This window comes from Flavobacterium aquaticum, assembly GCF_003259835.1.
Taxonomy (GTDB): Bacteria; Bacteroidota; Bacteroidia; order Flavobacteriales; family Flavobacteriaceae; genus Flavobacterium; species Flavobacterium aquaticum.
In genome coordinates this window covers 324,507-346,088 of the sequence record NZ_QLMI01000004.1, presented here as the reverse complement: position 1 = coordinate 346,088, position 21,582 = coordinate 324,507, and the positions used below count along the sequence as shown (strand labels likewise).

Below are 21,582 nucleotides of genomic sequence, written 5' to 3'. Positions count from 1 at the left end.
ATTAATTTTGTTGAATGGTGGTTTTTAAGAAAATTCTCGATTTTTATATCAATAGTAGTTTGCATGTGGCATTATCAGCTTTTGCTTTAGTGTCGATGACGCAATATTTCTTTGGTGTTGAAGGCGATTTCTCGGTAGCTTTTTTTGCTTTTTTTGGAACGGTAGTTGGTTATAATTTTGTGAAGTACGATGCCATCGCAAGGTTAAACAAAACCGAAATCAAAAATGAACTCAAGGCTATCGTTTTTTTGAGTTTTATTTCGTTGTTGGCTTGTTTTTATTTTTTCTTGCAATTGAGTTGGGCAACAAAACTAAATGTTTTCATCTTTTTTGGACTAACACTTTTATACACATTACCCTTTTTTCCAAACAAACAAAATGCCCGAAATTGGAAAGGCGTAAAAATCTATATCGTTGGAATTACTTGGGTAGGCGTAACGGTGATTTTACCTTTGGTAGAAGCTGAAATTCCATTTTCTAGAGATGTGCTTTTGATGGCTTTTCAACGGTTTTTATTAGTATTCTCTATTGTTTTAGTGTTTGATATAGTAGATGTGAAACACGACGATATTCATTTACAAACTGTTCCACAGAAAATAGGAGTGAAGTTGACGAAAAAACTTGGTTATCTATTATTGTTTTTATTACTGCTTTTAGAGTTTTTCTATACCAATAATCAACATTTTTTACCATTCTTTTTCAAACTTTTGGTTTGCGGAACGATTGCAATTTTTCTCTTTTTTGCCAATGAAAATCGTTCCCGATATTACGCATCCTTTTGGTTAGAAAGTGTTCCGATTTTGTGGTGGTTGGTGTTAATCCTGACAGGTTTCAAAAACCTGTCAGGATTGTGAATTTACCCATTAATCACAATTTGTTGTTCTACTTGTGCTTGACTTGTTTTTCGTTTTCCTCTAAAGAAGAAATATAAGTTTAAGAACAGCATCAATCCCAAATAAATTGAAAATCCGCCGATTTTATAACTCAGTTTTTCAATTAAAACTTGGTAAGTATCATCATACATATTCATTTCTAATATCATTAGCGCAAAACCTAAATTCAGTAAATAAAATCCGGTTTCGAATAGTTTGTTAGTGGCATTGGCAATTTCTTCTCGACCTTTAAAAATATCCAAAATATAAATTTTACTGTTTTTGAAAAGCGTTTTTGAAACATAGTAGGTTAAAAATAAAGCAATTGGAAGATAAATTGCATAACCGATTAAAATTTTTGTAGTTTCCATAATACGAGAGTTTAAATTAATTTTTTGATGTAATTATTTAATAAAATAATGTTGATGTAATGCATCACGGCAATCGCAATAATGATGAAAGCCGATTTTGAGGTAATCACTTCGATGAGTTGTGTGATACTTTCAATTTGTTCCCAAGAAATTATCGTCATCGCACAATACCCAATGTTTAATAAATAATAGCCCACCAAAAGCAATTGATTTATTTTATGACACAAGTCTTCATGATTTGGAATCAATTCCGAAACGAAAATATTTCCATTTTGATAGCAGATTTTACCAACTTTTACAATGATAATGCCTGTGATGCTGAAATAAATTAGATAGGCGATGATGTTGAGGTTCATGGTTTTTCTTTTTGAGAGTAAATGATTCCTGAAATATAGATACAAAGTACCAAAGGTGTAAAAAGCAATATCCAAGTTAGCTGATCGATATAGTTTATGTTTACGTTATAATACCACAAACTAAAAAATGTGGTTACTAGTAGAAAATATATTTTTATGTGAATATTTTCTTTATGGTTTTTCCAGAAAAAGATTCCAACAATTATTTGTAGTAAACCTGTTAACATTGTTGAATATGCTGCAAAATATAAACTGATTGGTTCCACAATTCCCAAAACTGCAAGAAATATTGGAATTATTAGTGCAATTGAATTAGTTAATTTTAAATTTTCCACATTAGCTATTATTTTAAACTTTCAGAAATAATTGAAAGTTTGGATTAAATTTTTTTATTTCATGATTTTAATAACCAATTTTGCCAACCAATTGTCTTTGTATTCTGTGATTTTATCCAAAACATTATCGGCTTTTAAAACGAAGTCGTACAATTTTGTGGTTTGATCTACAAAATGTCTTTCAGCTTCTGTACCATCGGATTTCATTGTGGAAACTTCTTTTAAAACTTTCAAAGCGGGTTTGATTTCGCGTTTGCTACGTTCTCTTGAAATTTTTACGGCCAATTCGTCTAAATCTTTTTCCGCTGTGAAAAATTCACGTCTTTCGCCTGCTTTGTATTCTTTGTAAACGATGCCCCAGTCCATTAAAGCTCTTAAATTCATCGATGCATTACCGCGTGAAATTTGTAATTCTTCCATAATGTCTTCCATAGAAACCGGTTCGTGCGAAATCATCAACAACGCATGAATCTGTGCCATGGTTTTGTTAATGCCCCATTGAGAACCTAATGCTCCCCAGGTTTGTACGAATTTATTTTTTGCTTCTTTGAATTCCATGAGACAAATGTACAACAAAGTTTTTAAAGTTTCAAAAAAAAATGAAAGTTTGTTTTTAAAAGAAACCGAAGTGATTAGTTTCGGTTTCTAAATATCTAAAATTCCAATGATCTAAATTAACCCAGCTCTTTTCAACAAAGCCTCCACTTTCGGTTCTTGGCCTCTGAATTTTTTATACAATTCCATTGGTAATTCGGTGCCACCTTTAGAAAGTACGTTGTCTTTGAATTTTGTTGCTACTTCTTTGTTGAAAATCCCTTTTTCTTGGAAATATGCAAACGCATCTGCATCTAAAACTTCCGCCCATTTGTAGCTGTAATATCCTGAAGAATAACCGCCTTGAAAAATATGTGAAAAAGAAGTACTCATACAATTTTCTGCTACATCTGGATATAAACTCGTGCCTTCCATTGCTTGTTTTTCAAAAGCTTTTACATCGTCAATAGTTTGCGATTTACCATGATACGCCATGTCTAAAATTCCGAAACTTAATTGACGTAATGTTGCCATTCCTTCTAAGAAACTCGCACTCTCTTTGATTTTTTCTACATACTGATGCGGAATAATTTCACCTGTTTCGTAATGTTTCGCAAATAAAGCTAATGCTTCAGGCTCGTAACACCAGTTTTCCATTACTTGACTTGGTAATTCCACAAAATCCCAATATACCGAAGTTCCTGATAAACTAGGATAAGTTGTATTCGCTAACATGCCATGCAATGCGTGCCCAAATTCGTGAAACAATGTCGTGACTTCGTTAAAAGTCAATAATGATGGTTTTGTTTCGGTTGGAGGCGTGAAATTACAAACAATAGAAACATGTGGTCGTTCGTTGATTCCGTCCTTTATATATTGTGGTTTGAAAGATGTCATCCAAGCGCCGTTTCGTTTTCCTTTTCTTGGAAAGAAATCCGAATAGAAAACAGCCACTAATTGTCCTTCAAAATCTAACACTTCAAAGGTTTGCACGTCTTCGTGGTATTTGTCAATGTCAAAAACTTCTTTGAAGGTGATTCCGAATAACTTTTCAGCGATTGTGAAAGCGCCATTCAATACATTTTCCAATTGGAAATAGGGTTTCAACAATTCATCATCCAAACTGAATAATTTTTGTTTTAATTTTTCGGAATAATAAGCGCCATCCCATTTTTCTAATTGGTCAATTCCGTCTAATTCTTTTGCGAAAGCGGTTAATTCAGCAAATTCTTTTTGAGCTGCTGGTTTTGCTTTTTCCAATAAATCATTCAAAAACGATTGTACTTTTTCTGGATTTTGCGCCATTCGTTCTTCTAAAACAAAATGCGAATGCGATTGATAACCCAATAAATTAGCACGCTTGTGACGTAATTCAACAATGCGTTTTACGTTTTCTTTATTATCGAATTCATTATCCTGAAACGATTTTTTTCCAGCAACAATAGCGATTTCTTTTCGCAATTCACGATTTTCGACATACGTTACGAAAGGTAAATAACTTGGAAAATCTAAAGTAAAAACCCAACCTTCTAAGTTTTTCGATTTGGCCAAACTTGCTGCCATTTCTTTAGCGCCATCAGGTAAACCTTTTAAATCGGCTTCATTGGTTATATGTAATTGATAGTTATTGGTTTCAGCCAAAACATTTTCTCCAAAAGTTAGTTTTATTTTGGCTAATTCGGTATCAATTTCGCGTAGTTTTAATTTGTCTTCTTCATTCAGTAAAGCTCCATTTCTAGAAAAACCTTTGAATTTTTTGTCTAATAAAGTCGCTTGTTCAGTAGTTAAGTTCAGAGTGCCTTTTTGATCATAAACGGCTTTAACTCGTTTGAACAAATCTTCATTCAAAGCAATATCGTTACTAAATGCAGTAATCAATGGAGAAACTTCTTGTGCGATTTTTTGCATTTCATCACAAGTTTCAGCTGAATTTAAATTGAAGAAAATATTCGATAAACGATCTAATTGTTCTCCAGAATAATCCAAAGCTTCAATTGTATTCGAAAAAGTAGGTGCTTCTGTGTTTTTTACGATGTTATCGATTTCAGCACGACCAAGTTCAATAGTTTTTTCGAAAGCCTCTTTATAATCTGAAAGATTAATCTTACTAAATGGTGCTGTATTGTGTTTTGTTGTAAATTTTTTTAAAAAAAGTTCCATAAAAATTTGTTTTTATCGATAAAGTGTATAATTTTGTCGACGAAATGATGTATGAACATCCTTTTTGCCCCAAACAGAGAGAGAGTAGAATTTTTTTATAGTTGTCACTTAATTGTGAGTAGAAACCCCGAATTATTGCTAATTCGGGGTTTTCTATTTTTAGTTTTATTTCAATCCTTCCGAAGCTTTTAAAACTGCTTGTTTTAATCCTTCTTTGTAAGCGATGATTTTATCCAAAACACATTCATCAGAACTTCCGATAATTTGTGCTGCTAATATTCCAGCATTTTTTGCGCCATTTAATGCAACTGTTGCAACAGGAACTCCACCAGGCATTTGCAAAATCGATAAAACCGAATCCCATCCATCAATAGAATTGCTCGATTTTACAGGAACTCCAATTACAGGAAGTGGCGACATAGAAGCAACCATTCCAGGTAAATGAGCCGCGCCACCAGCACCAGCAATAATTACCGAAATGCCTCTTTCGTGTGCGTTTTTACTGAAATCAAATAATTTTTCAGGTGTTCTGTGTGCCGAAACAATATCTACTTCGGTTTCGATATCAAATCCTTTTAATATATCGATGGCTTCTTGCATTACCGGCATATCCGAAATGCTTCCCATGATGATGGCTACTTTACTCATTTTTCTTTATTTAAAGATTGAAAAATTAAAAGATTTAAAGATTGAAAATTCGTTTTAATAAAAATCTTTCAATCTTTTAATTATTCAATTGTTGTACTAATTACTCTAATACTATTTTTAACTTCTTCCGCAATTTTTCTTGCTTCTGTCATATCTTCATTTACAATCGTAACGTGTCCCATTTTTCGGAAAGGTCTTGTTTCTCTTTTTCCGTAAATGTGTGGCGTTACGCCATCAATTGCCATGATTTTTTCTATGTTTTCGTAAACTACTTGTCCAGAAAAGCCTTCTTCACCTACCAAATTTACCATAATTCCGGCAACTTTGCTATCGGTATTTCCTAAAGGTAAGTTTAAAATCGCACGCAAATGGTTTTCAAATTGCGAAGTATAACTTGCTTCAATCGAATAATGTCCAGAATTGTGTGGGCGAGGAGCGACTTCGTTTACCAAAATTTCATCATCTGCTGTTTGGAACATCTCAACTGCTAATAATCCAACATGATGAAACGCTTCCGAAACTTTTAATGCAACTTCCGTAGCCTTTTCAGCAACTTTTTCATCAATACGAGCAGGACAAATTACATATTCTACTTGATTCGCTTCAGGATGAAATTCCATTTCTACCACTGGATAGGTTTTTACTTCTCCAGAAACAGAACGCGCTACAATTACGGCTAATTCATTTTTGAACGGAACCATTTCTTCTGCAATGCATTCCACATCAGGTAATTTTACTAAATCTAATGCTGAGCGACAAATTTTAACGCCATTTCCATCGTAACCAAATTGCGCACATTTCCACACAAATGGAAATTCTAATTCGTCTTTTGCTAAAGCATTTCTCAAATCGTTTAAGTCAACAAAACGTTGGTGTGGCGAAGTTGGAATATCGTTTGAAACGTAATAATCTTTTTGTTTTCCTTTGTTTTGAATCAAACGCAAGGTTTTTGGCGAAGGATAAATCGGTAATCCTTCTTCTTCCAATTTGTCTAAAGCATCTAGGTTTACATTTTCAATTTCGATGGTTAACAAATCGACCATTTTACCAAATTGGTAAACGGTGTCAAAATCCATTAAACTGCCTTTGTAAAATCCATTGCAACTGTATCGTGCGGGAGCTTCTTCGCTTGGTTCTAAAACTAAAGTTTGAATATCGAATTTTCGAGTTTCGGTCAAAAGCATTTTTCCTAATTGACCTCCTCCTAAAATTCCTAATTTAAAATCAGAAGAAAAATAATTCATTTGTTGTAGTTGTTGTTTGCGCAAAGATACTCAGACAATTGATAATTAACAATTGATAATTAACAATTTGTTACTTGTTGAGTTTTTTCAAAAGATTTCGAGTTGCCGCTTGGTAAGCCGCGGAATGATTCGAATAATCTTGAGAAATAATCGTTTTTAATTCATCGTGAACCCAATCGTATTTCTTTCCCAATACAAAAAGTGCTTTCATAGCATACACTTTTGCAGCTACTTTTTCGTCTTGAATCAAGCGGTCAATTAAGGCTTCGATTAAATTGTGTTTTTGTTCTTGGGTGAGAGAAATGCCATTTTTTCTGTGATTGCTTTTCGCTAAAAAGAATGCTATTTTAGTAGCTGGTCGCAATGCTGAATCATCTTTTATTTTTGGAAGAATAGCGCAGAAATCTTCTATATAAGGAACAAATTGTTTTAATTTCTTTTCACAAACTAAATCTAAACTCCAAAATGCTTTTACATGTAATTCATGTTGGATGTCAAAAGCTAACTCAATCATTTCGCTAAGATTTTTTTCATCTTTCATGGAAAAATTACTCACCATTTTTCGGCTGGCTACATGACAAGTGCTTTCTTCGATTTTCTGATACATTTGGCTTTTCATTCGGTAAATATATCAAATTTGCAAAAAAGTTGAAATACTTTGTAGCTATTCATTTGACTTTCTTAAATTTGTTGTTTATTTCTAAATCTAACAAAAAGTGATACAACTACACGATAAGAAATTTGAAGTTTTTATCTCGGGAGAGGAAATTAACTTCGCCATAGAAAACATGGTCAAACAAATTGAAGACGATTTTTGTGATGATGTTCCTGTTTTTATTGGCGTTTTGAATGGCGCTTTCATGGTTGTGGCTGATTTATTAAAAAAATACAGTCACAATTGCGAAGTTTCGTTTGTAAAAATGGCTTCGTATGAAGGAACGCAAACCACAAATGAAGTAAAAGAGCTGATTGGTTTGAATCAAAGTTTAGAAGGTCGTTCTGTAATTATCGTGGAAGACATTGTAGATACAGGAAATACGATTGAAGAATTAAAAGCGATTATGAAACAACACAATGTGAAACATTTCAAAATTGCTACTTTATTCTTAAAACCAGAAGCCTATACAAAAGACATTAAACTAGATTATGTAGGCATTCGAATTCCAAATAAATTTATTGTAGGATATGGTTTAGACTACGATGGTTTAGGGAGAAATTTGAAAGACGTATATCAATTATCTGAGTAAAGAAGACAGAACAAAGAGAATAGAATAAAGACCAAAATTTTTAAACACAACAAAAACAATGATCAATATCGTATTATTTGGTAAACCAGGAGCAGGAAAAGGAACTCAAGCCGATTTTTTAAAGCACAAATACAATTTAGTACATTTATCAACTGGTGATATTTTTAGATTCAACATTAAAAATGACACGGAATTAGGTAGATTAGCTAAAACTTTTATGGATAAAGGTGATTTGGTTCCAGATGAAGTAACTATTAAAATGTTGCAAAGCGAAGTAGACAAAAATCCACAAGCAGCAGGGTTTTTATTTGATGGTTTTCCAAGAACAATTGCACAAGCAGAAGCTTTAGATAAGTTTTTAGAAGGTAAAAATCAAGAAATTACTGCAACAGTTGCTTTGGAAGCTAATGATGAAATCTTAGTGCAACGTTTGTTAGAAAGAGGAAAAACTTCAGGTAGACCAGACGATCAAGACGAAGAAAAAATCAGAAATCGTTACCAAGAATACAACGAAAAAACCGCGCCATTAATGGATTATTACAAAGCGCAACACAAATTTTACGCAGTTGACGGTATTGGAGCTATAGATGAAGTTACCGAAAGATTGAGTTTAGTTTTAGATACATTTCAATAATAAAATAAGGCCTGAGAGATAAATTTCGGGCTTTCGATTTTTTTTTCGATATTTGCACACAGAAAAGGAGCTATTTCCGCAATTTGGGATTTTAGCTCTTTTTTTATAATTTTAACTATGGAAATTTTAATCATTCTCTTTCTGATTCTTTTAAACGGTGTTTTCTCAATGTCGGAAATCGCATTGATTTCAGCACGTAAAAACCGTTTAGAAACAGCGGCTAAAAAAGGAAATAAAAATGCGAAAGTAGCATTAGATTTAGCCAATTCACCAAACGAATTTTTATCAACCGTTCAAATCGGAATCACTTTAATTGGGATTTTAACAGGTATTTATTCAGGAGATAAAATCACTACAGATGTTCAAAATTTTGTAGCCACTTTTGAAGCATTAAAACCATATTCAGAATCTATTGCCGTTGGAATAGTAGTAGTTATTTTGACATTTTTCTCTCTAGTTTTAGGAGAATTGTTGCCAAAACGAATTGGCTTAAATTATCCTGAAGGAATTGCTAAAGCAGTTGCCGTTCCAATGAAATTAGTTTCTACGATAACGATGCCTTTTATATGGTTATTAACTACGTCAACTGAGTTTTTATTGAAAATGCTTCAAATAAAACCAACCGCTGATGGAAAAGTTACTGAAGAAGAAATCAAAGCTATTATCAAGGAAGGAACAGAAGTAGGAGAAGTTCAAGAAATTGAACAAGATATTGTAGAACGTGTTTTTCATATTGGCGATAGAAAAGTCAATTCGTTAATGACGCACCGAAATTCAATTGTGTATTTGTCTTACGAAGATTCAATTGAAGAAATCAAAGCGAAAGTTTTAGACGAATTACATTCGGTTTATCCTGTATGTGCGGATAATTTAGACGATGTAGAAGGAATCGTTTTATTAAAAGATTTATTTGCTAATTTCGAGAAAGGCAAATTCGATTTAAAAGCAATTACCAGAGAACCGGTTTATTTCATTGAGCATACATCAGCATATAAAGCATTGGAAAATTTTAAAATTTCAAAAGTGCATTATGCTTTGGTTACCGATGAACATGGTGTTTTTCAAGGAATAATTACATTGAATGATATTTTAGAAGCGTTAGTAGGGGATGCGGCTGATTTCTATGAAGACGAATTTAAAATTGTAGCAAGAGAAGACGGTTCGTGGTTAGTTGATGGACATTATTCGTTGCACGATTTCTTAACTTATTTTGATATGGATGAGTTAATAGGAGATTACGAAGTAACAACAGTAAGTGGATTAATCATAACAGAATTAGGAGTAATCCCAAAACAAGGACAAAAGTTAATTTGGAACAAATTAGAGTTCGAAGTTATCGATATGGACGGTGTTAAAATTGATAAAGTTTTAATTACCAATTTAAAAGAATAAAACAATGACAGAAGGAAATTTTGTAGACTACGTAAAAATATATGTTTCTTCCGGAAAGGGAGGGAAAGGGTCGTCGCATTTACACAGAGAAAAATTTATTGAAAAAGGTGGTCCAGATGGAGGAGATGGTGGTCGTGGTGGACACGTATATATTAAAGGAAATAAAAATCTTTGGACTTTATTTCACTTGAAGTTCTTAAAACACATGCGTGCTGGTCACGGAGGTGATGGAGGAAGTTCAAGAAGTACTGGGCATGATGGAGAAGATAAATACATCGAAGTACCATTAGGAACGGTTGTAAAAGACCAAGAAACAGGTGATGTTTTGTTCGAAATTACTGAACACGATGAAGTGAAAATCTTAGCTGAAGGAGGAAAAGGTGGTTTAGGAAACTGGCATTTTAGAAGTTCAACCAATCAAACTCCTCGTTATGCGCAACCAGGTATGCCGGTAAAAGAAGTTGATGTAACTTTAGAATTAAAAGTATTAGCAGATGTAGGTTTGGTAGGTTTCCCAAATGCAGGAAAATCAACTTTATTATCTGTTTTAACTTCGGCTAAACCCAAAATTGCTGATTATCCATTTACCACTTTAAAACCTAATTTAGGAATTGTAGCTTACAGAGATTTTCAATCGTTTGTGATGGCTGATATTCCTGGAATTATTGAAGGTGCTGCAGAAGGAAAAGGTTTAGGTCATTATTTCTTGCGTCATATCGAACGTAATTCAACGTTGCTGTTTTTAGTTCCTGCGGATGCGGATGATATTAAGAAAGAATACGAAATTCTGTTAGATGAGTTACGTCGTTACAATCCAGAAATGTTGGATAAAGATCGTTTGATTGTGATTTCAAAATGCGATATGTTAGACGATGAATTAAAAGCAGAATTGAAAAAACAATTGGACAAAGAATTTAAAGGAACACCTTATATGTTCATTTCTTCTGTAGCTCAACAAGGTTTACAAGAGTTGAAAGACAAATTGTGGCAAATGTTGAATGTAGAAGAAAAATAAAAATATTTGGATATTCATATTGTTGATTACTATTGGTTTAGGTGATTTGGATTTGCTGTTTAACTTTTTTTAACAAAATTTTAATTTATTGTTGTTTTTTTGTTGATAAAGATTATATTCGCACAGTTAACCCAAATTTAATAAAATGAAAATCAAATTACTATTAGTTTTATTGGTTGCTCAAATTGGTTTCTCTCAAGAGAGAAGTTGTGCTGCCACAGAGAAAATGGAAGAGCTTTCAAATAATCCTAGGATGAAAGCTATTTACGATAGTCACAAAAGATTATTTGAGACAGAATTCGAGCGTCTTTCAAATGAAATTCCAAATGGAACCTATAGAAGAGTAACCCTGAGAATACCAGTTGCTGTTCATTTTCCTTCTGCTAGTGCAACTTTAACAGAATCTGAAAAACAATGTTTGAGAAATTTGGCTCAAAATCAGGTCGATATTTTAAACGCTGATTTCAATGCTACAAATTCAGATTTATCTATTTGGACAGGTAGTACAGGGGCTTTTTTCCCAGGAGTTAATACTGGTGCTTTAGATGTTAGTTTTGAAATTGCAAATGGAAATCATCCAGCTAGTACTGGTTTGGCTAATGGAGATTTAGCGGTTACCTTTAGACAGGCGTTTGGTGGTGGTCCTAATGGAGATTGGGATCCAGATTGGGCAGGATATTTAAACCTTGTAGTTAAAAATTTATCTGGAGGAACGCTAGGATACGCTTATTTAGGGTCATCGCCAGCGGATGGAGCTGCAGTATTTATTAATAGTTCAGCCTTTGGATCAGGAGCTGGATGTACAGGTTTTGTTCCTGGAGCGCCTTATAATTTAGGAAGAACTTTAACGCATGAATTAGGGCATTATTTGAATTTGAACCATATTTGGGGAGATGCTACTTGTGGTAATGATGGTGTTGCAGATACTCCACAACATAATACTTCAAATGGTGGTTGTCCTGCTATTTCACATTTGTCTACTTGTTCTGGTACGCCAAGAGAATTGACTATGAATTATATGGATTATACCAATGATTCTTGTATGTATATGTTGACACAAGGTCAGGCTACTCGTATGCAAGCTCATTTAAACGTAATTGCTTCTTCTTTTAATCAGGATACTTTGTTGTCTAATGGAGATTTTGATAAAAATAGTTTCGTAATTTATCCAAATCCTAATAAAGGTTCTTTTAATATTCAGTTTTCAGAGATTGTAAACGATTATTCTATTCAGATTTTTGATCATTCAGGAAGAATTGTTTTTGAAAATAAATATTCAGGAAATAGTAGTCTGAGTCAAGAAATGAATTTAAGCGCTACTGCAGCTGGAGTTTATTTTGTAACAATTAAATCGGATGACTTTATCACAACAAAAAAAGTACTTGTTCAATAAACGAGTTTAATAAAAGTAAGAAAAAGCATCTTCTATTTGAAGGTGCTTTTTTGTTTTTAATGCAGTTATTGTAATAAAAAGTTAAAATTGCTTTAATCTAACTTGATTTTGAAATGATAATTTTATCGAAATCGTATTTTTAAGTATATTCGCCACACAAATCAAAAGAACACAGATTTATTATGAAAAAATTATTATTATTTGTCGTTTCTGCAATAATGCTTGTGCCAGCTTCGGTAAAAGCAGATGAAGGAATGTGGTTTTTAATGTTCATTGAGCGTTTAAATCACCGCGACATGCAAAAAATGGGCTTGCAATTAACAGCCGAAGAAATTTACAGTATCAACAATCACAGTTTAAAAGATGCAATTGTGCAATTTAACGGTGGATGTACAGCTGAAATGATTTCAAAAGATGGATTAGTTTTAACCAATCACCACTGTGGATATGATGCAATTGCAGAATTATCTTCAGCAGAAAAAAACTATTTAAAAAATGGATATTGGGCAAAAAACAGAGCAGATGAATTAAAACCATCAAGTTTATACGTGCGTTTCTTTGTTCGTATGGACGATTGTACAAAAAGAATCTTATCTGTTGTAAATCCTTCAATGAGCGAAGCTGATAGAGAAAAAGCTATCAATGCTGAAATCGCTAAAATTGAAAAAGAAAACAACGAAGGTGGGAAATATACGGTTTCTGTTCGTCCATTTTTCCAAGGAAATGAATATTACTATTTCGTTTACCAAGATTATAAAGATGTTCGTTTAGTAGGAACTCCACCTGAAAGTTTAGGAAAATTTGGTGGTGATACTGATAACTGGGAATGGCCACGTCATACAGCAGATTTCTCTATGTTTAGAGTGTATGCTGATGCAAACGGTAATCCAGCTGAATATTCTACAAACAATGTTCCTTTAAAACCAAAACATTATTTACCAGTAAACATTGGTGGAGTTAAAGAAAATGACTTCGCAATGATTTTAGGTTATCCAGGTAGAACTAACCGTTGGATGCCAGCAGGTGGAATTGAGCAAAACGTAAAATTTGCTTATCCAGCTTGGGTGGAAGGTTCTAAAACCGGAATGGACAACATGAAAAAATACATGGTTCAGTCTGATGCTTTAAACCTTATTTATGCTTCTAAATTTGCAGGAGTTGCTAACTACTGGAAAAACCGTCAAGGAATGATCGATGCGTTATCAAAATTTGGTACAGCTAAGACGAAAGCAGCTCAAGAAGCTAAATTCCACAAGTGGGCAAATAAACCAGAGAATAAAGCAAAATATGGTAATGTAGTTCCTACAATCAATAAATTTTATGCTTTAACGAACGAAAAATCGCGTCATGATAACTATATAATGCAATTATTTAGAACTTCTGCTTTTGGAACAGTAAGTAGAGGTTTAGGAAGACAGTTAGAGAACTATGCTAAAGCAGATGCTACTAAGAGAGCAGAAATGGCTCCAGCTATTTTAGAGATGGCTCAAGGAATGCATAGTGAATTACATATTCCAGCTGAAAAAGATATTTTAGCAGCTCAATTGAATTTATATGCTAAAAAAGCAGGATATAAATTAGCTCCAATGGTTGAGAAATTAGCTAAAGAAAACAATGGGGATTTCACAAAATATGTAAATGCAGCATTTGATTTAAGTATTTTTACTTCTGTTGATAGAGTAAAAGCTTTCTTAGATTTACCATCTGAAGATTTACTTAAAAATGATCCACTTTTCGTTTTAACGAATGACTTATTAACTCATTATAGCTTTAGAAGTGAAGAATTAATCAAATCTCAAAATGATTTTGGTGCTTCTTTCCGTTTATTAGTTGAAGGTTTAAGAGAATCTAAAATTGGAGAAATCAAATATCCAGATGCAAACTCTACTTTACGTTTAACGTATGGAAAAGTTCGTTCTTTACCAGCTGACAAGCGTAATGATGCTACAATTAACAATTATACTACGTTAGCAGGTCAAGTTAAAAAATACAAAAAAGGTGATTTAGAATTTGATTTACCTACAAGAGTATTAGAAATGAATGCTGCTAAAGACTTTGGACGTTATGCTGATAAAGATGGTTCATTACACGTAAACTTCTTAACAGATAATGATATCACTGGAGGAAATTCAGGTTCGCCAGTATTAAATGGAAAAGGAGAATTAATCGGTTTAGCATTCGACGGAAACATCGAAGCTATGGCAGGTGACGTAATCTTCGACAAAAAATTACAAAGAACAATCAACGTTGATATTCGTTATGTGTTATGGGTAATTGAGAATTTCTCAGGAGCTAAACACATTGTAGACGAAATGACAATTGTGAAGTAATTTCTAAATAGAAAACAATTAAAAACGACTTGAGAAATCAAGTCGTTTTTTTATGCAAATTATCCAAAATCATTTCACTATTTTTGAAAAATGAAATCGCTACTAAAAAAAGTTTGCATAAGCAAACACCATTAATAAAAAGGCGATACCATATGTTACCTGCAAAAATATGATATAAACATATGAAAATTATCCAAATCTTTTTTCTAATGCTTTCGTTTTCAGTCTTTTCACAATCAGCATTTGAAAAGGCGGAGAAATTGTATGCACAAAAAAAATATAACGAAGCTGAAAAACTATTTTCCGAATATTTAAAATTGAAACCCAATCACGCCAAAACCATTGAATATCTTGGCGATATTGCCGGACATCAAAAAGATTGGGATTCGGCGATTACCAACTATAAAAAACTTAAAGTTAGTTATCCTAAAAACGCAAATTATTGGTACAAATATGGTGGCGCATTGGGAATGAAAGCTAAAGAATCCAATAAATTCAAAGCTTTAGGAATGATTGACGAAGTAGAAGAATCGTTTTTAACCGCTGCAAAATTAGATCCAAGACATATCGATACACGTTGGGCATTAGTGATGTTATACATAGAACTGCCAGGAATCATAGGCGGAAGCGAGAAAAAAGCACAACGATATGCTGATGAATTAATGGCGCTTTCAAAAGTTGATGGTTATTTAGCTAAAGGATATATTGATGTGTATTTCAGTCGTTATACGAAAGCCGAAATTCATTACAAAAAAGCGCACGAAATTGGTAATTCAAAAACCACTTTCGAAAAATTATATGACTTATATTTGAAGAAGTTAAAAGATAAAGCGAAAGCAAATAAGTTAAAAGATCAATTTGAAAATAAATAGTGCAATTGTTGAAATCTTGAATCGTTTAATCGATTTGACAAATTAACAGTTTAACAATTCAACATAAAAAATGAGAACACATTTCATAGCCATCGGCGGAGCAGCCATGCACAATTTAGCATTAGCTTTACACAACAAAGGATATCACGTAACAGGTAGCGATGACGCTATTTTCGAACCTTCAAAATCACGTTTGGAGAAAAAAGGATTGTTGCCAGCTCAAGAAGGTTGGTTTCCTGAAAAAATCACAACCGATATTGAAGCGATTATTTTAGGAATGCACGCTAAAGCGGATAATCCAGAATTGTTGAAAGCACAAGAATTAGGCTTGAAAATTTATTCGTATCCCGAATTTTTATACGAACAATCGAAAAATAAAACCCGAGTGGTGATTGGTGGTTCGCACGGAAAAACGACGATTACTTCGATGATTTTACACGTAATGCATTATCATAATATTGAAGTGGATTATATGGTAGGAGCCCAGTTGGAAGGTTTCGATACAATGGTGCATTTAACCGAAGACAACGATTTTATCGTATTAGAGGGCGATGAATATTTGACTTCTCCAATCGATTTACGACCAAAATTCCATTTGTATCAACCGAATATTGCGTTGTTATCAGGAATTGCTTGGGATCATATCAATGTGTTCCCTACTTTTGATAATTATGTAGAACAATTCAGAATTTTTGCTAACCAAATCACGCGTGGTGGAATTTTAGTGTACAACGAAGAAGACGAAGCCGTAAAATCAGTAGCAGAGGAAACGGAAAATCAAATTCGAAAAATTGCTTATCAAACACCCAGTTATACAGTTGAAAACGGAACGACTTTGTTAGACACACCAGAAGGCCCAATGCCAATTGAAGTGTTTGGAGCACACAATCTAAGCAATTTAGCTGGTGCCAAATGGATTTGCCAATGTATGGGAGTTGATGAAGCTGAATTTTACGAAGCCATCGCCAGTTTCAAAGGTGCTTCAAAACGTTTAGAAAAAATTGCTGAAAGTACTAATAAAGTAGCTTACAAAGATTTTGCACATTCGCCAAGTAAAGTTTCAGCTACTACAAAAGCGGTGAAAGCACAATATCCTGATAGAAAATTAGTTGCTTGTCTAGAGTTGCACACGTATAGTAGTTTAAATGCCGAGTTCTTAAAAGAATACCAAGGTGCTTTAGACGCAGCCGATGTTGCAGTAGTTTTCTACTCACCCGATGCTGTAAAAATCAAACGTTTGGAGGAAGTTACTTATGACCAAATCGCACAATCGTTCCAAAGAGAAGATTTGATTATTTACACCAATCCAACCGAATTCAAAGACTTTTTATTCAGTCAAAATTTAGAAAATTCTGCCTTACTATTAATGAGTTCAGGAAATTACGGCGGATTGAATTTTGATGAGGTGAAACAATTAATTAGTTAATATTTCAATATGAAAATGTGACAAACAAAAAAATCCGAATTTAATTCGGATTTTTTTGTTTGTCACATTTAGTTGAAACTTGTGGTTCAATCTAAATTTTATTGTTTAATTACTTTATGATAGGAAATATTCCCATTTGTGTTTTTTACATTAACAATATAAACTCCTTTTTTTAGATTGTTTACTAGAAGTTTTTTTATCTGTTTATTTTCTTCAATTACCTTTTTTCCTTCTAATGTAAAAATAGTTACAGAGACAATATCTTCACTAAAATAAATAGTTTCATTAGTGGGATTTGGAAATAAATAGAGGTCATTTAAATTCCAATTTTCGGTATCTAATATATCTTCCATACCACTAAAAATTCTTGCAACCATATAATCATTGAAAATACTTCCGCATATTAAAATTTGACCTGTTGATTGAAGTTTCATATCGCCAACTCCAACACCATTGTTTCCAGGAACTATATAATTAGCTTTTCCATCATCACTAAATGTTAAATCAAGTTCACCATTAGTTGTTAGTCTTAACAAACTCAGGTTTCTTTGTGGAGAAGTGCTATACGATCCAGCAATTAAAATTTTTCCATCAGATTGGATTTCAATAGCTTTAGGATAGTCAGAAGTGCCAATCATTGTTGTGTTAAATTTTCCGTCTCCACTAAAAGTTGTATCTAGTTCACCATTTGATGTTAATCTTACTACTCCGATATCTTGAGAGCTACCAATATATGAATCAGCAAGTAAAACAATTTTGTCATCAGGCTGAAGTAGCATATCGTTAACAGTGTCATTTCCGTAAGAACTTGCAACTTTTGTAATAAATTTACCGTTTGTAGCAAATGAAGAGTCAAGCTGACCTTGTTGCGTAAGTCTAATGGCTGTAAACCAGCAATTGTTATTGTTGATAGGATATGAATATCCTCCCATTACTATTTTTCCATCAGATTGAATCGCTACACATCTTCCTCTGTCATCACTTTGAATCGCTATTCTTTGTTTTCCTTGAATACCAAATGTAGTGTCAAAAGTTCCATCTGGATTTATTCGAGCAATAGCAAAATCAGCATTAGAACTTGTGCCACACTGGCCAGCAACTATTATTTTTCCGTCAGATTGTAATGAAGCTGAACGAAGATAATTAATGTTTTCTTCAAAATTAAAAACTAGTTTTCCTGATGTATTAAACGAAGTGTCTAATGTTCCATCTGCATTCAAAAGTGCAATACCAAAGTTGTAATTTCCACCAGCTACAAAAACATCTCCAGCTAAAATAATTTTTCCATCTGGTCTAACAATTACGTTATGTACACTAGATTTAAAACCATCAAATGGAATAATAACTTGTCCTTGATTCCCGAAAGAAGTATCGAAAGTTCCATCAGACATTAATTTTATAACTGAAAAATTATCATAACCACCAGCAACAACAATTTGATCGTTTTGCATAATTGTTAAGCAATTTGAATAATCAATATCGCTATTTGGTTCAGTGTAAAAAAAACCATTGTTGCCAAAACTTGTATCAAGATCGGCAGCTTGTTGTGAAAAAAGCAATAATGTATTTAAAGATAATATTAAGTAGAGTGATTTTTTCATGTAATTTGTATTTGAAACAAATATAACCAAAAAGCAATTACTTCTTATAACGATAATGCCCCACAATTTTCCAACTCAACAAACAATCTTCTAAAACTTGCCCGCTTCCTACGTTGTGCACAATCATTGGGTTTCCATTACTGGATTTTACGTGAGTCACAATTCCAATATGAGGTAATTTATCGTTAATCATCCAAGTGACTAGATCACCCGTTTTGTAATCTTTTGGATTTTGCGTAATCGGTAAAGTTGTTCCTTTTCGAGAAAAGAAAACCTCTAAATTAGTAACTCTTCGGTGGTCGATGTTTTTATCGGTAGTTTTTAAACCCCATTTTTCTAAATTCGGATACAATGAAAAGTTAGCTTTCATGTCTTCATGTACTTTCTTTTGCAAATCAATTCCTAATTTTCGATAGGCACGAATTACCACATCTGTACAAACGCCCGTTTTTGCAGGAACATCACCATTTGGATATTTTATCCCAACATAATCCGGAGTATAAACCACTTCAGGATCAATTATCGAAATCGCGGCATTGGATAGTTTTTGGTAGAAATCATTTGGGTTTTCAATGAGTTGATTTGTAGGTTTTGATTCTGTTATTTTTTCAGTAATAGTTTCAGATTTCTTACATCCAAAAGAAAAACAGATTAAAAGTAAAGGAATAAATAGTTTCATGGTTTGTTATTTGTTGTAGATTGAAACGCAATTTTTAAGCCATTTATTTTGAAGGTTTTTTTAAAACCACATAGAAACATAGAAAAATAAGAATTTCATAGTCAATAAATTGATTCATTTAGCTTCTCTGTAACCTAACTAAAATGCCTTATTAAATAAAAAACAAACCTATGTTTCTATGTGGTAAAAGTTTAGATTTTTTTCATTTTTTAGATTTTTTAATTAGCTTTGTTCTTATAAACGCCAAAATAAAAATCTTATGTACACGCCAATCAACCAATGGGCCGAAGACGATCGCCCACGTGAAAAATTCCTCCTAAAAGGCAAATCCGCCTTATCTGATTCCGAATTGCTTGCTATTTTAATTGGTTCCGGTTCTCGAAATGAGAGCGCGGTACAATTGTGCCAACGCATTTTAGCTTCTTCCGAAAACAATCTAAACACTTTAGGAAAAATGTCGGTTTCCCAACTTATGCAATTCAAGGGAATTGGAGAAGCTAAAGCCGTTTCCATCGCCGCTGCATTAGAATTGGGAAGAAGACGAAGAGCTGAAGATGCCATCGAACTAAAAAAAATCACATCTAGCAAAGCAGTTTTCGATATCATGCAACCCATAATTGGCGAATTGCCTCACGAGGAGTTTTGGGTATTGTATCTTAATAATTCCAATAAAGTCATCTACAAAGCTCAACTCTCAAAAGGCGGAATCACCGGAACTGTTGTTGATATTCGAATTATTTTTAAAATGGCATTCGAACAAAATGCAACGGGTTTAATTCTGTCACACAATCATCCCTCAGGAAAATTAATCGCAAGCGAAGCCGATTTAAAAATCACAAAACGTATCAAAGAAGCAGGACAAACCTTAGAAATTCAAGTTTTAGATCATCTTATCATTACCGAAAATGGGTATTTGAGTTTTCAGGATGAAGGGATTTTTTAGTTTTTTAAAACACATAGACACATAGATTTTAATTTTTAACGCAAAGTCGCCAAGGGTTTTCGCAAAGAAAGCAAAAGTATACCCTTGAAAATTATAAGATTCTAAACAAAAAATGATAAAGTAAAAAGTTTATAGAAGAATTGTCCCCTTGAGGGGACTTTAGGGGTGTTATGCGATTTTAATTTTGAAGCACACAGTCACATAGTTTTTTATTGACAAGAATTTACAAAGAGATTCACAGAGTTTTTTTTGAATAAATTTATGTTGAGAGAGATTCACAGAGACGCTTTGCTTTTGGAACACTTTAAAGAATACTAAAGTGGATTCCTTAGCGAACATTGCGAAAATACTTAGCGTCTTTGCGTTTAAACCAAGAATTATAGAAATTTTAAGAATTCTTAATTTTTTATCTAATCCATAAGCCGTATTTTTATCAAAAATTAAAATATCATGAAAAATATAAAACTTTTAGTTGCAACACTTTTAGTAACTCTTACTGCTTCGGCGCAGTTTACACAAAAAGCTTTGCCTTATGCGTACAATGCTTTGGAGCCATTTGTAGATGCACAAACTATGGAAATTCACTACAGCAAGCATCATGCTGCGTATGTTAAAAATTTAAATACTGCTTTAGCAGGAACTGCAGATGAAAAATTAAGCTTAAACGAAATTTTTGCAAAGATTTCTACTATGCCAGCAGCAGTTCGTAATAACGGTGGTGGGCATTATAACCACGAGTTGTTTTGGTCAGTTTTAACACCAGAGAAAAATACTAAAATGTCGGCTGAATTAGAAAAAGCAGTAATTGAAACTTTCGGAAGTATAGACGTTTTAAAAGAAAAATTAAATGCCGCTGGAGCAAGTCGTTTTGGTTCAGGTTGGGCTTGGTTGGTTGTTACTAAAGAAGGAAAATTAGTAGTGAGTTCAACGCCAAATCAAGATAATCCATTGATGGATATTGCAGAAGTAAAAGGAACTCCAATCTTCGGAATCGATGTTTGGGAACATGCCTATTACTTAAAATACCAAAACAAAAGAGCCGATTATTTATCTGCTTTATGGAGTGTTGTAAACTGGACAGAAGTAAGTAAAAGATACAAAGCAGCGATGCCAAAACCAGATACTTTTGCTTCTTGGCCAGAAATCAAAACGTTTCACAAAGTGATGTCGCAAACTTTTCATCCAAGTGAAGAAGGGAATTTACAACCTATCAAAGAGAGAAGTGCTGAAATGGCTGAAAAAGCTAATACTTTAAAAATGGCAAAAATTCCAGCGGAATTCAATAAAAAACAAATTGTAGCTTCGGTTAATAAATTAGCTAAAGATAGTAAAGCATTAGATAAATTAGTAAAATCTAAAGCTTCTGACGAGAAAATCACTAAAGCTTTAAATGGTTTACACGATACTTTTCATACGATTGTAGGATTGTGTACGCATGATGAAGAATAATATTTGAGATTAAAATATAAATGCCTTGTGATGAAAGTAAATCACAAGGTTTTTTATTAGAAATTATTTAAGAAATTTTTC

General features: G+C 33.1%; 19 protein-coding genes and 1 pseudogene. 11 read left to right on the top strand and 9 right to left on the bottom strand.

Annotation, left to right across the window (positions count from 1 at the left end):
• Positions 1-14 precede the first annotated feature (14 nt).
• A complete protein-coding gene (locus B0I03_RS08465; protein ID WP_181452372.1) occupies positions 15-854 on the top strand; it encodes a UbiA prenyltransferase family protein in 840 nt (279 codons plus the stop codon).
• A gap of 2 nt (positions 855-856) precedes the next feature.
• Here B0I03_RS08465 and B0I03_RS08460 read toward each other — a convergent pair whose 3' ends face one another.
• The 7 genes from B0I03_RS08460 to B0I03_RS08425 all read right to left on the bottom strand — a co-directional run bounded on the left by B0I03_RS08460 (position 857) and on the right by B0I03_RS08425 (position 7,127).
• A complete protein-coding gene (locus B0I03_RS08460; RefSeq protein ID WP_111566995.1) occupies positions 857-1,243 on the bottom strand; it encodes a hypothetical protein in 387 nt (128 codons plus the stop codon).
• Positions 1,244-1,254: 11 nt separating this feature from the next.
• Positions 1,255-1,599 (bottom strand): hypothetical protein, encoded by a 345-nt coding sequence (locus B0I03_RS08455; protein ID WP_111566994.1) that lies wholly within the window; start codon positions 1,597-1,599, stop codon positions 1,255-1,257.
• 389 nt (positions 1,600-1,988) lie between these two features.
• The gene (locus B0I03_RS08445; RefSeq protein ID WP_111566992.1) at positions 1,989-2,492 is read right to left on the bottom strand and encodes a GbsR/MarR family transcriptional regulator; all 504 of its coding nucleotides are present in this window, start codon (positions 2,490-2,492) and stop codon (positions 1,989-1,991) included.
• A gap of 111 nt (positions 2,493-2,603) precedes the next feature.
• Positions 2,604-4,628 (bottom strand): M3 family metallopeptidase, encoded by a 2,025-nt coding sequence (locus tag B0I03_RS08440; protein WP_111566991.1) that lies wholly within the window; start codon positions 4,626-4,628, stop codon positions 2,604-2,606.
• 165 nt (positions 4,629-4,793) lie between these two features.
• Positions 4,794-5,276 (bottom strand): 5-(carboxyamino)imidazole ribonucleotide mutase, encoded by a 483-nt coding sequence (gene purE, locus B0I03_RS08435; protein ID WP_111566990.1) that lies wholly within the window; start codon positions 5,274-5,276, stop codon positions 4,794-4,796.
• A gap of 80 nt (positions 5,277-5,356) precedes the next feature.
• The gene (locus B0I03_RS08430) at positions 5,357-6,520 is read right to left on the bottom strand and encodes a 5-(carboxyamino)imidazole ribonucleotide synthase (RefSeq protein ID WP_111566989.1); all 1,164 of its coding nucleotides are present in this window, start codon (positions 6,518-6,520) and stop codon (positions 5,357-5,359) included.
• 70 nt (positions 6,521-6,590) lie between these two features.
• Positions 6,591-7,127 carry a hypothetical protein gene (locus tag B0I03_RS08425; protein WP_146603277.1) on the bottom strand — a complete coding sequence of 179 codons (537 nt, stop codon included), beginning with the start codon at positions 7,125-7,127 and terminating at the stop codon, positions 6,591-6,593.
• Positions 7,128-7,236: 109 nt separating this feature from the next.
• On the opposite strand from B0I03_RS08425, the gene hpt reads away from it, so the two are divergent.
• The 8 genes from hpt (at position 7,237) to B0I03_RS08385 (ending at position 16,829) form a co-directional block, all read left to right on the top strand.
• A complete protein-coding gene (gene hpt, locus B0I03_RS08420) occupies positions 7,237-7,767 on the top strand; it encodes a hypoxanthine phosphoribosyltransferase (RefSeq protein ID WP_111566987.1) in 531 nt (176 codons plus the stop codon).
• A gap of 58 nt (positions 7,768-7,825) precedes the next feature.
• Positions 7,826-8,401 carry an adenylate kinase gene (locus B0I03_RS08415; RefSeq protein ID WP_111566986.1) on the top strand — a complete coding sequence of 192 codons (576 nt, stop codon included), beginning with the start codon at positions 7,826-7,828 and terminating at the stop codon, positions 8,399-8,401.
• A gap of 168 nt (positions 8,402-8,569) precedes the next feature.
• Entirely contained in the window at positions 8,570-9,793 is a 1,224-nt protein-coding gene (locus tag B0I03_RS08410) for a hemolysin family protein (protein ID WP_245902981.1), read from the top strand.
• A gap of 4 nt (positions 9,794-9,797) precedes the next feature.
• Positions 9,798-10,808: a GTPase ObgE gene (gene obgE / locus B0I03_RS08405; protein ID WP_111566984.1), complete on the top strand. Its 1,011-nt coding sequence runs from the start codon at positions 9,798-9,800 to the stop codon at positions 10,806-10,808.
• Between the two features lie 145 nt (positions 10,809-10,953).
• The gene (locus tag B0I03_RS08400) at positions 10,954-12,201 is read left to right on the top strand and encodes a zinc-dependent metalloprotease (protein ID WP_111566983.1); all 1,248 of its coding nucleotides are present in this window, start codon (positions 10,954-10,956) and stop codon (positions 12,199-12,201) included.
• 182 nt (positions 12,202-12,383) lie between these two features.
• A complete protein-coding gene (locus tag B0I03_RS08395; RefSeq protein ID WP_111566982.1) occupies positions 12,384-14,531 on the top strand; it encodes a S46 family peptidase in 2,148 nt (715 codons plus the stop codon).
• 182 nt (positions 14,532-14,713) lie between these two features.
• On the top strand, positions 14,714-15,403 hold the full coding sequence (locus B0I03_RS08390; protein ID WP_111566981.1) for a tetratricopeptide repeat protein: 690 nt from the start codon (positions 14,714-14,716) through the stop codon (positions 15,401-15,403).
• 70 nt (positions 15,404-15,473) lie between these two features.
• Positions 15,474-16,829, top strand: a complete 1,356-nt coding sequence (locus B0I03_RS08385) for a UDP-N-acetylmuramate--L-alanine ligase (RefSeq protein WP_111566980.1) — start codon at positions 15,474-15,476, stop codon at positions 16,827-16,829.
• 98 nt (positions 16,830-16,927) lie between these two features.
• Here the strand turns inward: B0I03_RS08385 and B0I03_RS08380 are convergent, their stop codons facing one another.
• The gene (locus B0I03_RS08380) at positions 16,928-18,430 is read right to left on the bottom strand and encodes a T9SS type A sorting domain-containing protein (RefSeq protein ID WP_111566979.1); all 1,503 of its coding nucleotides are present in this window, start codon (positions 18,428-18,430) and stop codon (positions 16,928-16,930) included.
• 37 nt (positions 18,431-18,467) lie between these two features.
• Positions 18,468-19,109: a DUF1287 domain-containing protein gene (locus B0I03_RS08375; protein WP_111566978.1), complete on the bottom strand. Its 642-nt coding sequence runs from the start codon at positions 19,107-19,109 to the stop codon at positions 18,468-18,470.
• Between the two features lie 259 nt (positions 19,110-19,368).
• Here B0I03_RS08375 and radC point away from each other — a divergent pair, with 259 nt between their 5' ends.
• Together radC and B0I03_RS08365 are read left to right on the top strand one after the other, a co-directional pair.
• The gene (gene radC / locus B0I03_RS08370) at positions 19,369-20,052 is read left to right on the top strand and encodes a RadC family protein (RefSeq protein WP_111566977.1); all 684 of its coding nucleotides are present in this window, start codon (positions 19,369-19,371) and stop codon (positions 20,050-20,052) included.
• Positions 20,053-20,502: 450 nt separating this feature from the next.
• Positions 20,503-21,162: pseudogene (locus B0I03_RS08365) on the top strand (superoxide dismutase); the annotation flags it as partial.
• Positions 21,163-21,582: the final 420 nt, after the last annotated feature.

Excerpts from the sequence above, each read along its gene's own strand:
- B0I03_RS08425 (WP_146603277.1), bottom strand. The coding sequence starts at position 7,127 with ATGTATCAGAAAATCGAAGAAAGCACTTGTCATGTAGCCAGCCGAAAA.
- radC (WP_111566977.1), top strand. The coding sequence starts at position 19,369 with ATGTACACGCCAATCAACCAATGGGCCGAAGACGATCGCCCACGTGAA.
- B0I03_RS08440 (WP_111566991.1), bottom strand. The coding sequence starts at position 4,628 with ATGGAACTTTTTTTAAAAAAATTTACAACAAAACACAATACAGCACCA.
- B0I03_RS08385 (WP_111566980.1), top strand. The coding sequence starts at position 15,474 with ATGAGAACACATTTCATAGCCATCGGCGGAGCAGCCATGCACAATTTA.
- B0I03_RS08395 (WP_111566982.1), top strand. The coding sequence starts at position 12,384 with ATGAAAAAATTATTATTATTTGTCGTTTCTGCAATAATGCTTGTGCCA.
- B0I03_RS08390 (WP_111566981.1), top strand. The coding sequence starts at position 14,714 with ATGAAAATTATCCAAATCTTTTTTCTAATGCTTTCGTTTTCAGTCTTT.
- B0I03_RS08460 (WP_111566995.1), bottom strand. The coding sequence starts at position 1,243 with ATGGAAACTACAAAAATTTTAATCGGTTATGCAATTTATCTTCCAATT.
- B0I03_RS08410 (WP_245902981.1), top strand. The coding sequence starts at position 8,570 with ATGTCGGAAATCGCATTGATTTCAGCACGTAAAAACCGTTTAGAAACA.
- B0I03_RS08400 (WP_111566983.1), top strand. The coding sequence starts at position 10,954 with ATGAAAATCAAATTACTATTAGTTTTATTGGTTGCTCAAATTGGTTTC.
- B0I03_RS08465 (WP_181452372.1), top strand. The coding sequence starts at position 15 with ATGGTGGTTTTTAAGAAAATTCTCGATTTTTATATCAATAGTAGTTTG.
- purE (WP_111566990.1), bottom strand. The coding sequence starts at position 5,276 with ATGAGTAAAGTAGCCATCATCATGGGAAGCATTTCGGATATGCCGGTA.
- B0I03_RS08380 (WP_111566979.1), bottom strand. The coding sequence starts at position 18,430 with ATGAAAAAATCACTCTACTTAATATTATCTTTAAATACATTATTGCTT.
- B0I03_RS08445 (WP_111566992.1), bottom strand. The coding sequence starts at position 2,492 with ATGGAATTCAAAGAAGCAAAAAATAAATTCGTACAAACCTGGGGAGCA.
- B0I03_RS08455 (WP_111566994.1), bottom strand. The coding sequence starts at position 1,599 with ATGAACCTCAACATCATCGCCTATCTAATTTATTTCAGCATCACAGGC.
- B0I03_RS08415 (WP_111566986.1), top strand. The coding sequence starts at position 7,826 with ATGATCAATATCGTATTATTTGGTAAACCAGGAGCAGGAAAAGGAACT.
- B0I03_RS08375 (WP_111566978.1), bottom strand. The coding sequence starts at position 19,109 with ATGAAACTATTTATTCCTTTACTTTTAATCTGTTTTTCTTTTGGATGT.
- obgE (WP_111566984.1), top strand. The coding sequence starts at position 9,798 with ATGACAGAAGGAAATTTTGTAGACTACGTAAAAATATATGTTTCTTCC.
- B0I03_RS08430 (WP_111566989.1), bottom strand. The coding sequence starts at position 6,520 with ATGAATTATTTTTCTTCTGATTTTAAATTAGGAATTTTAGGAGGAGGT.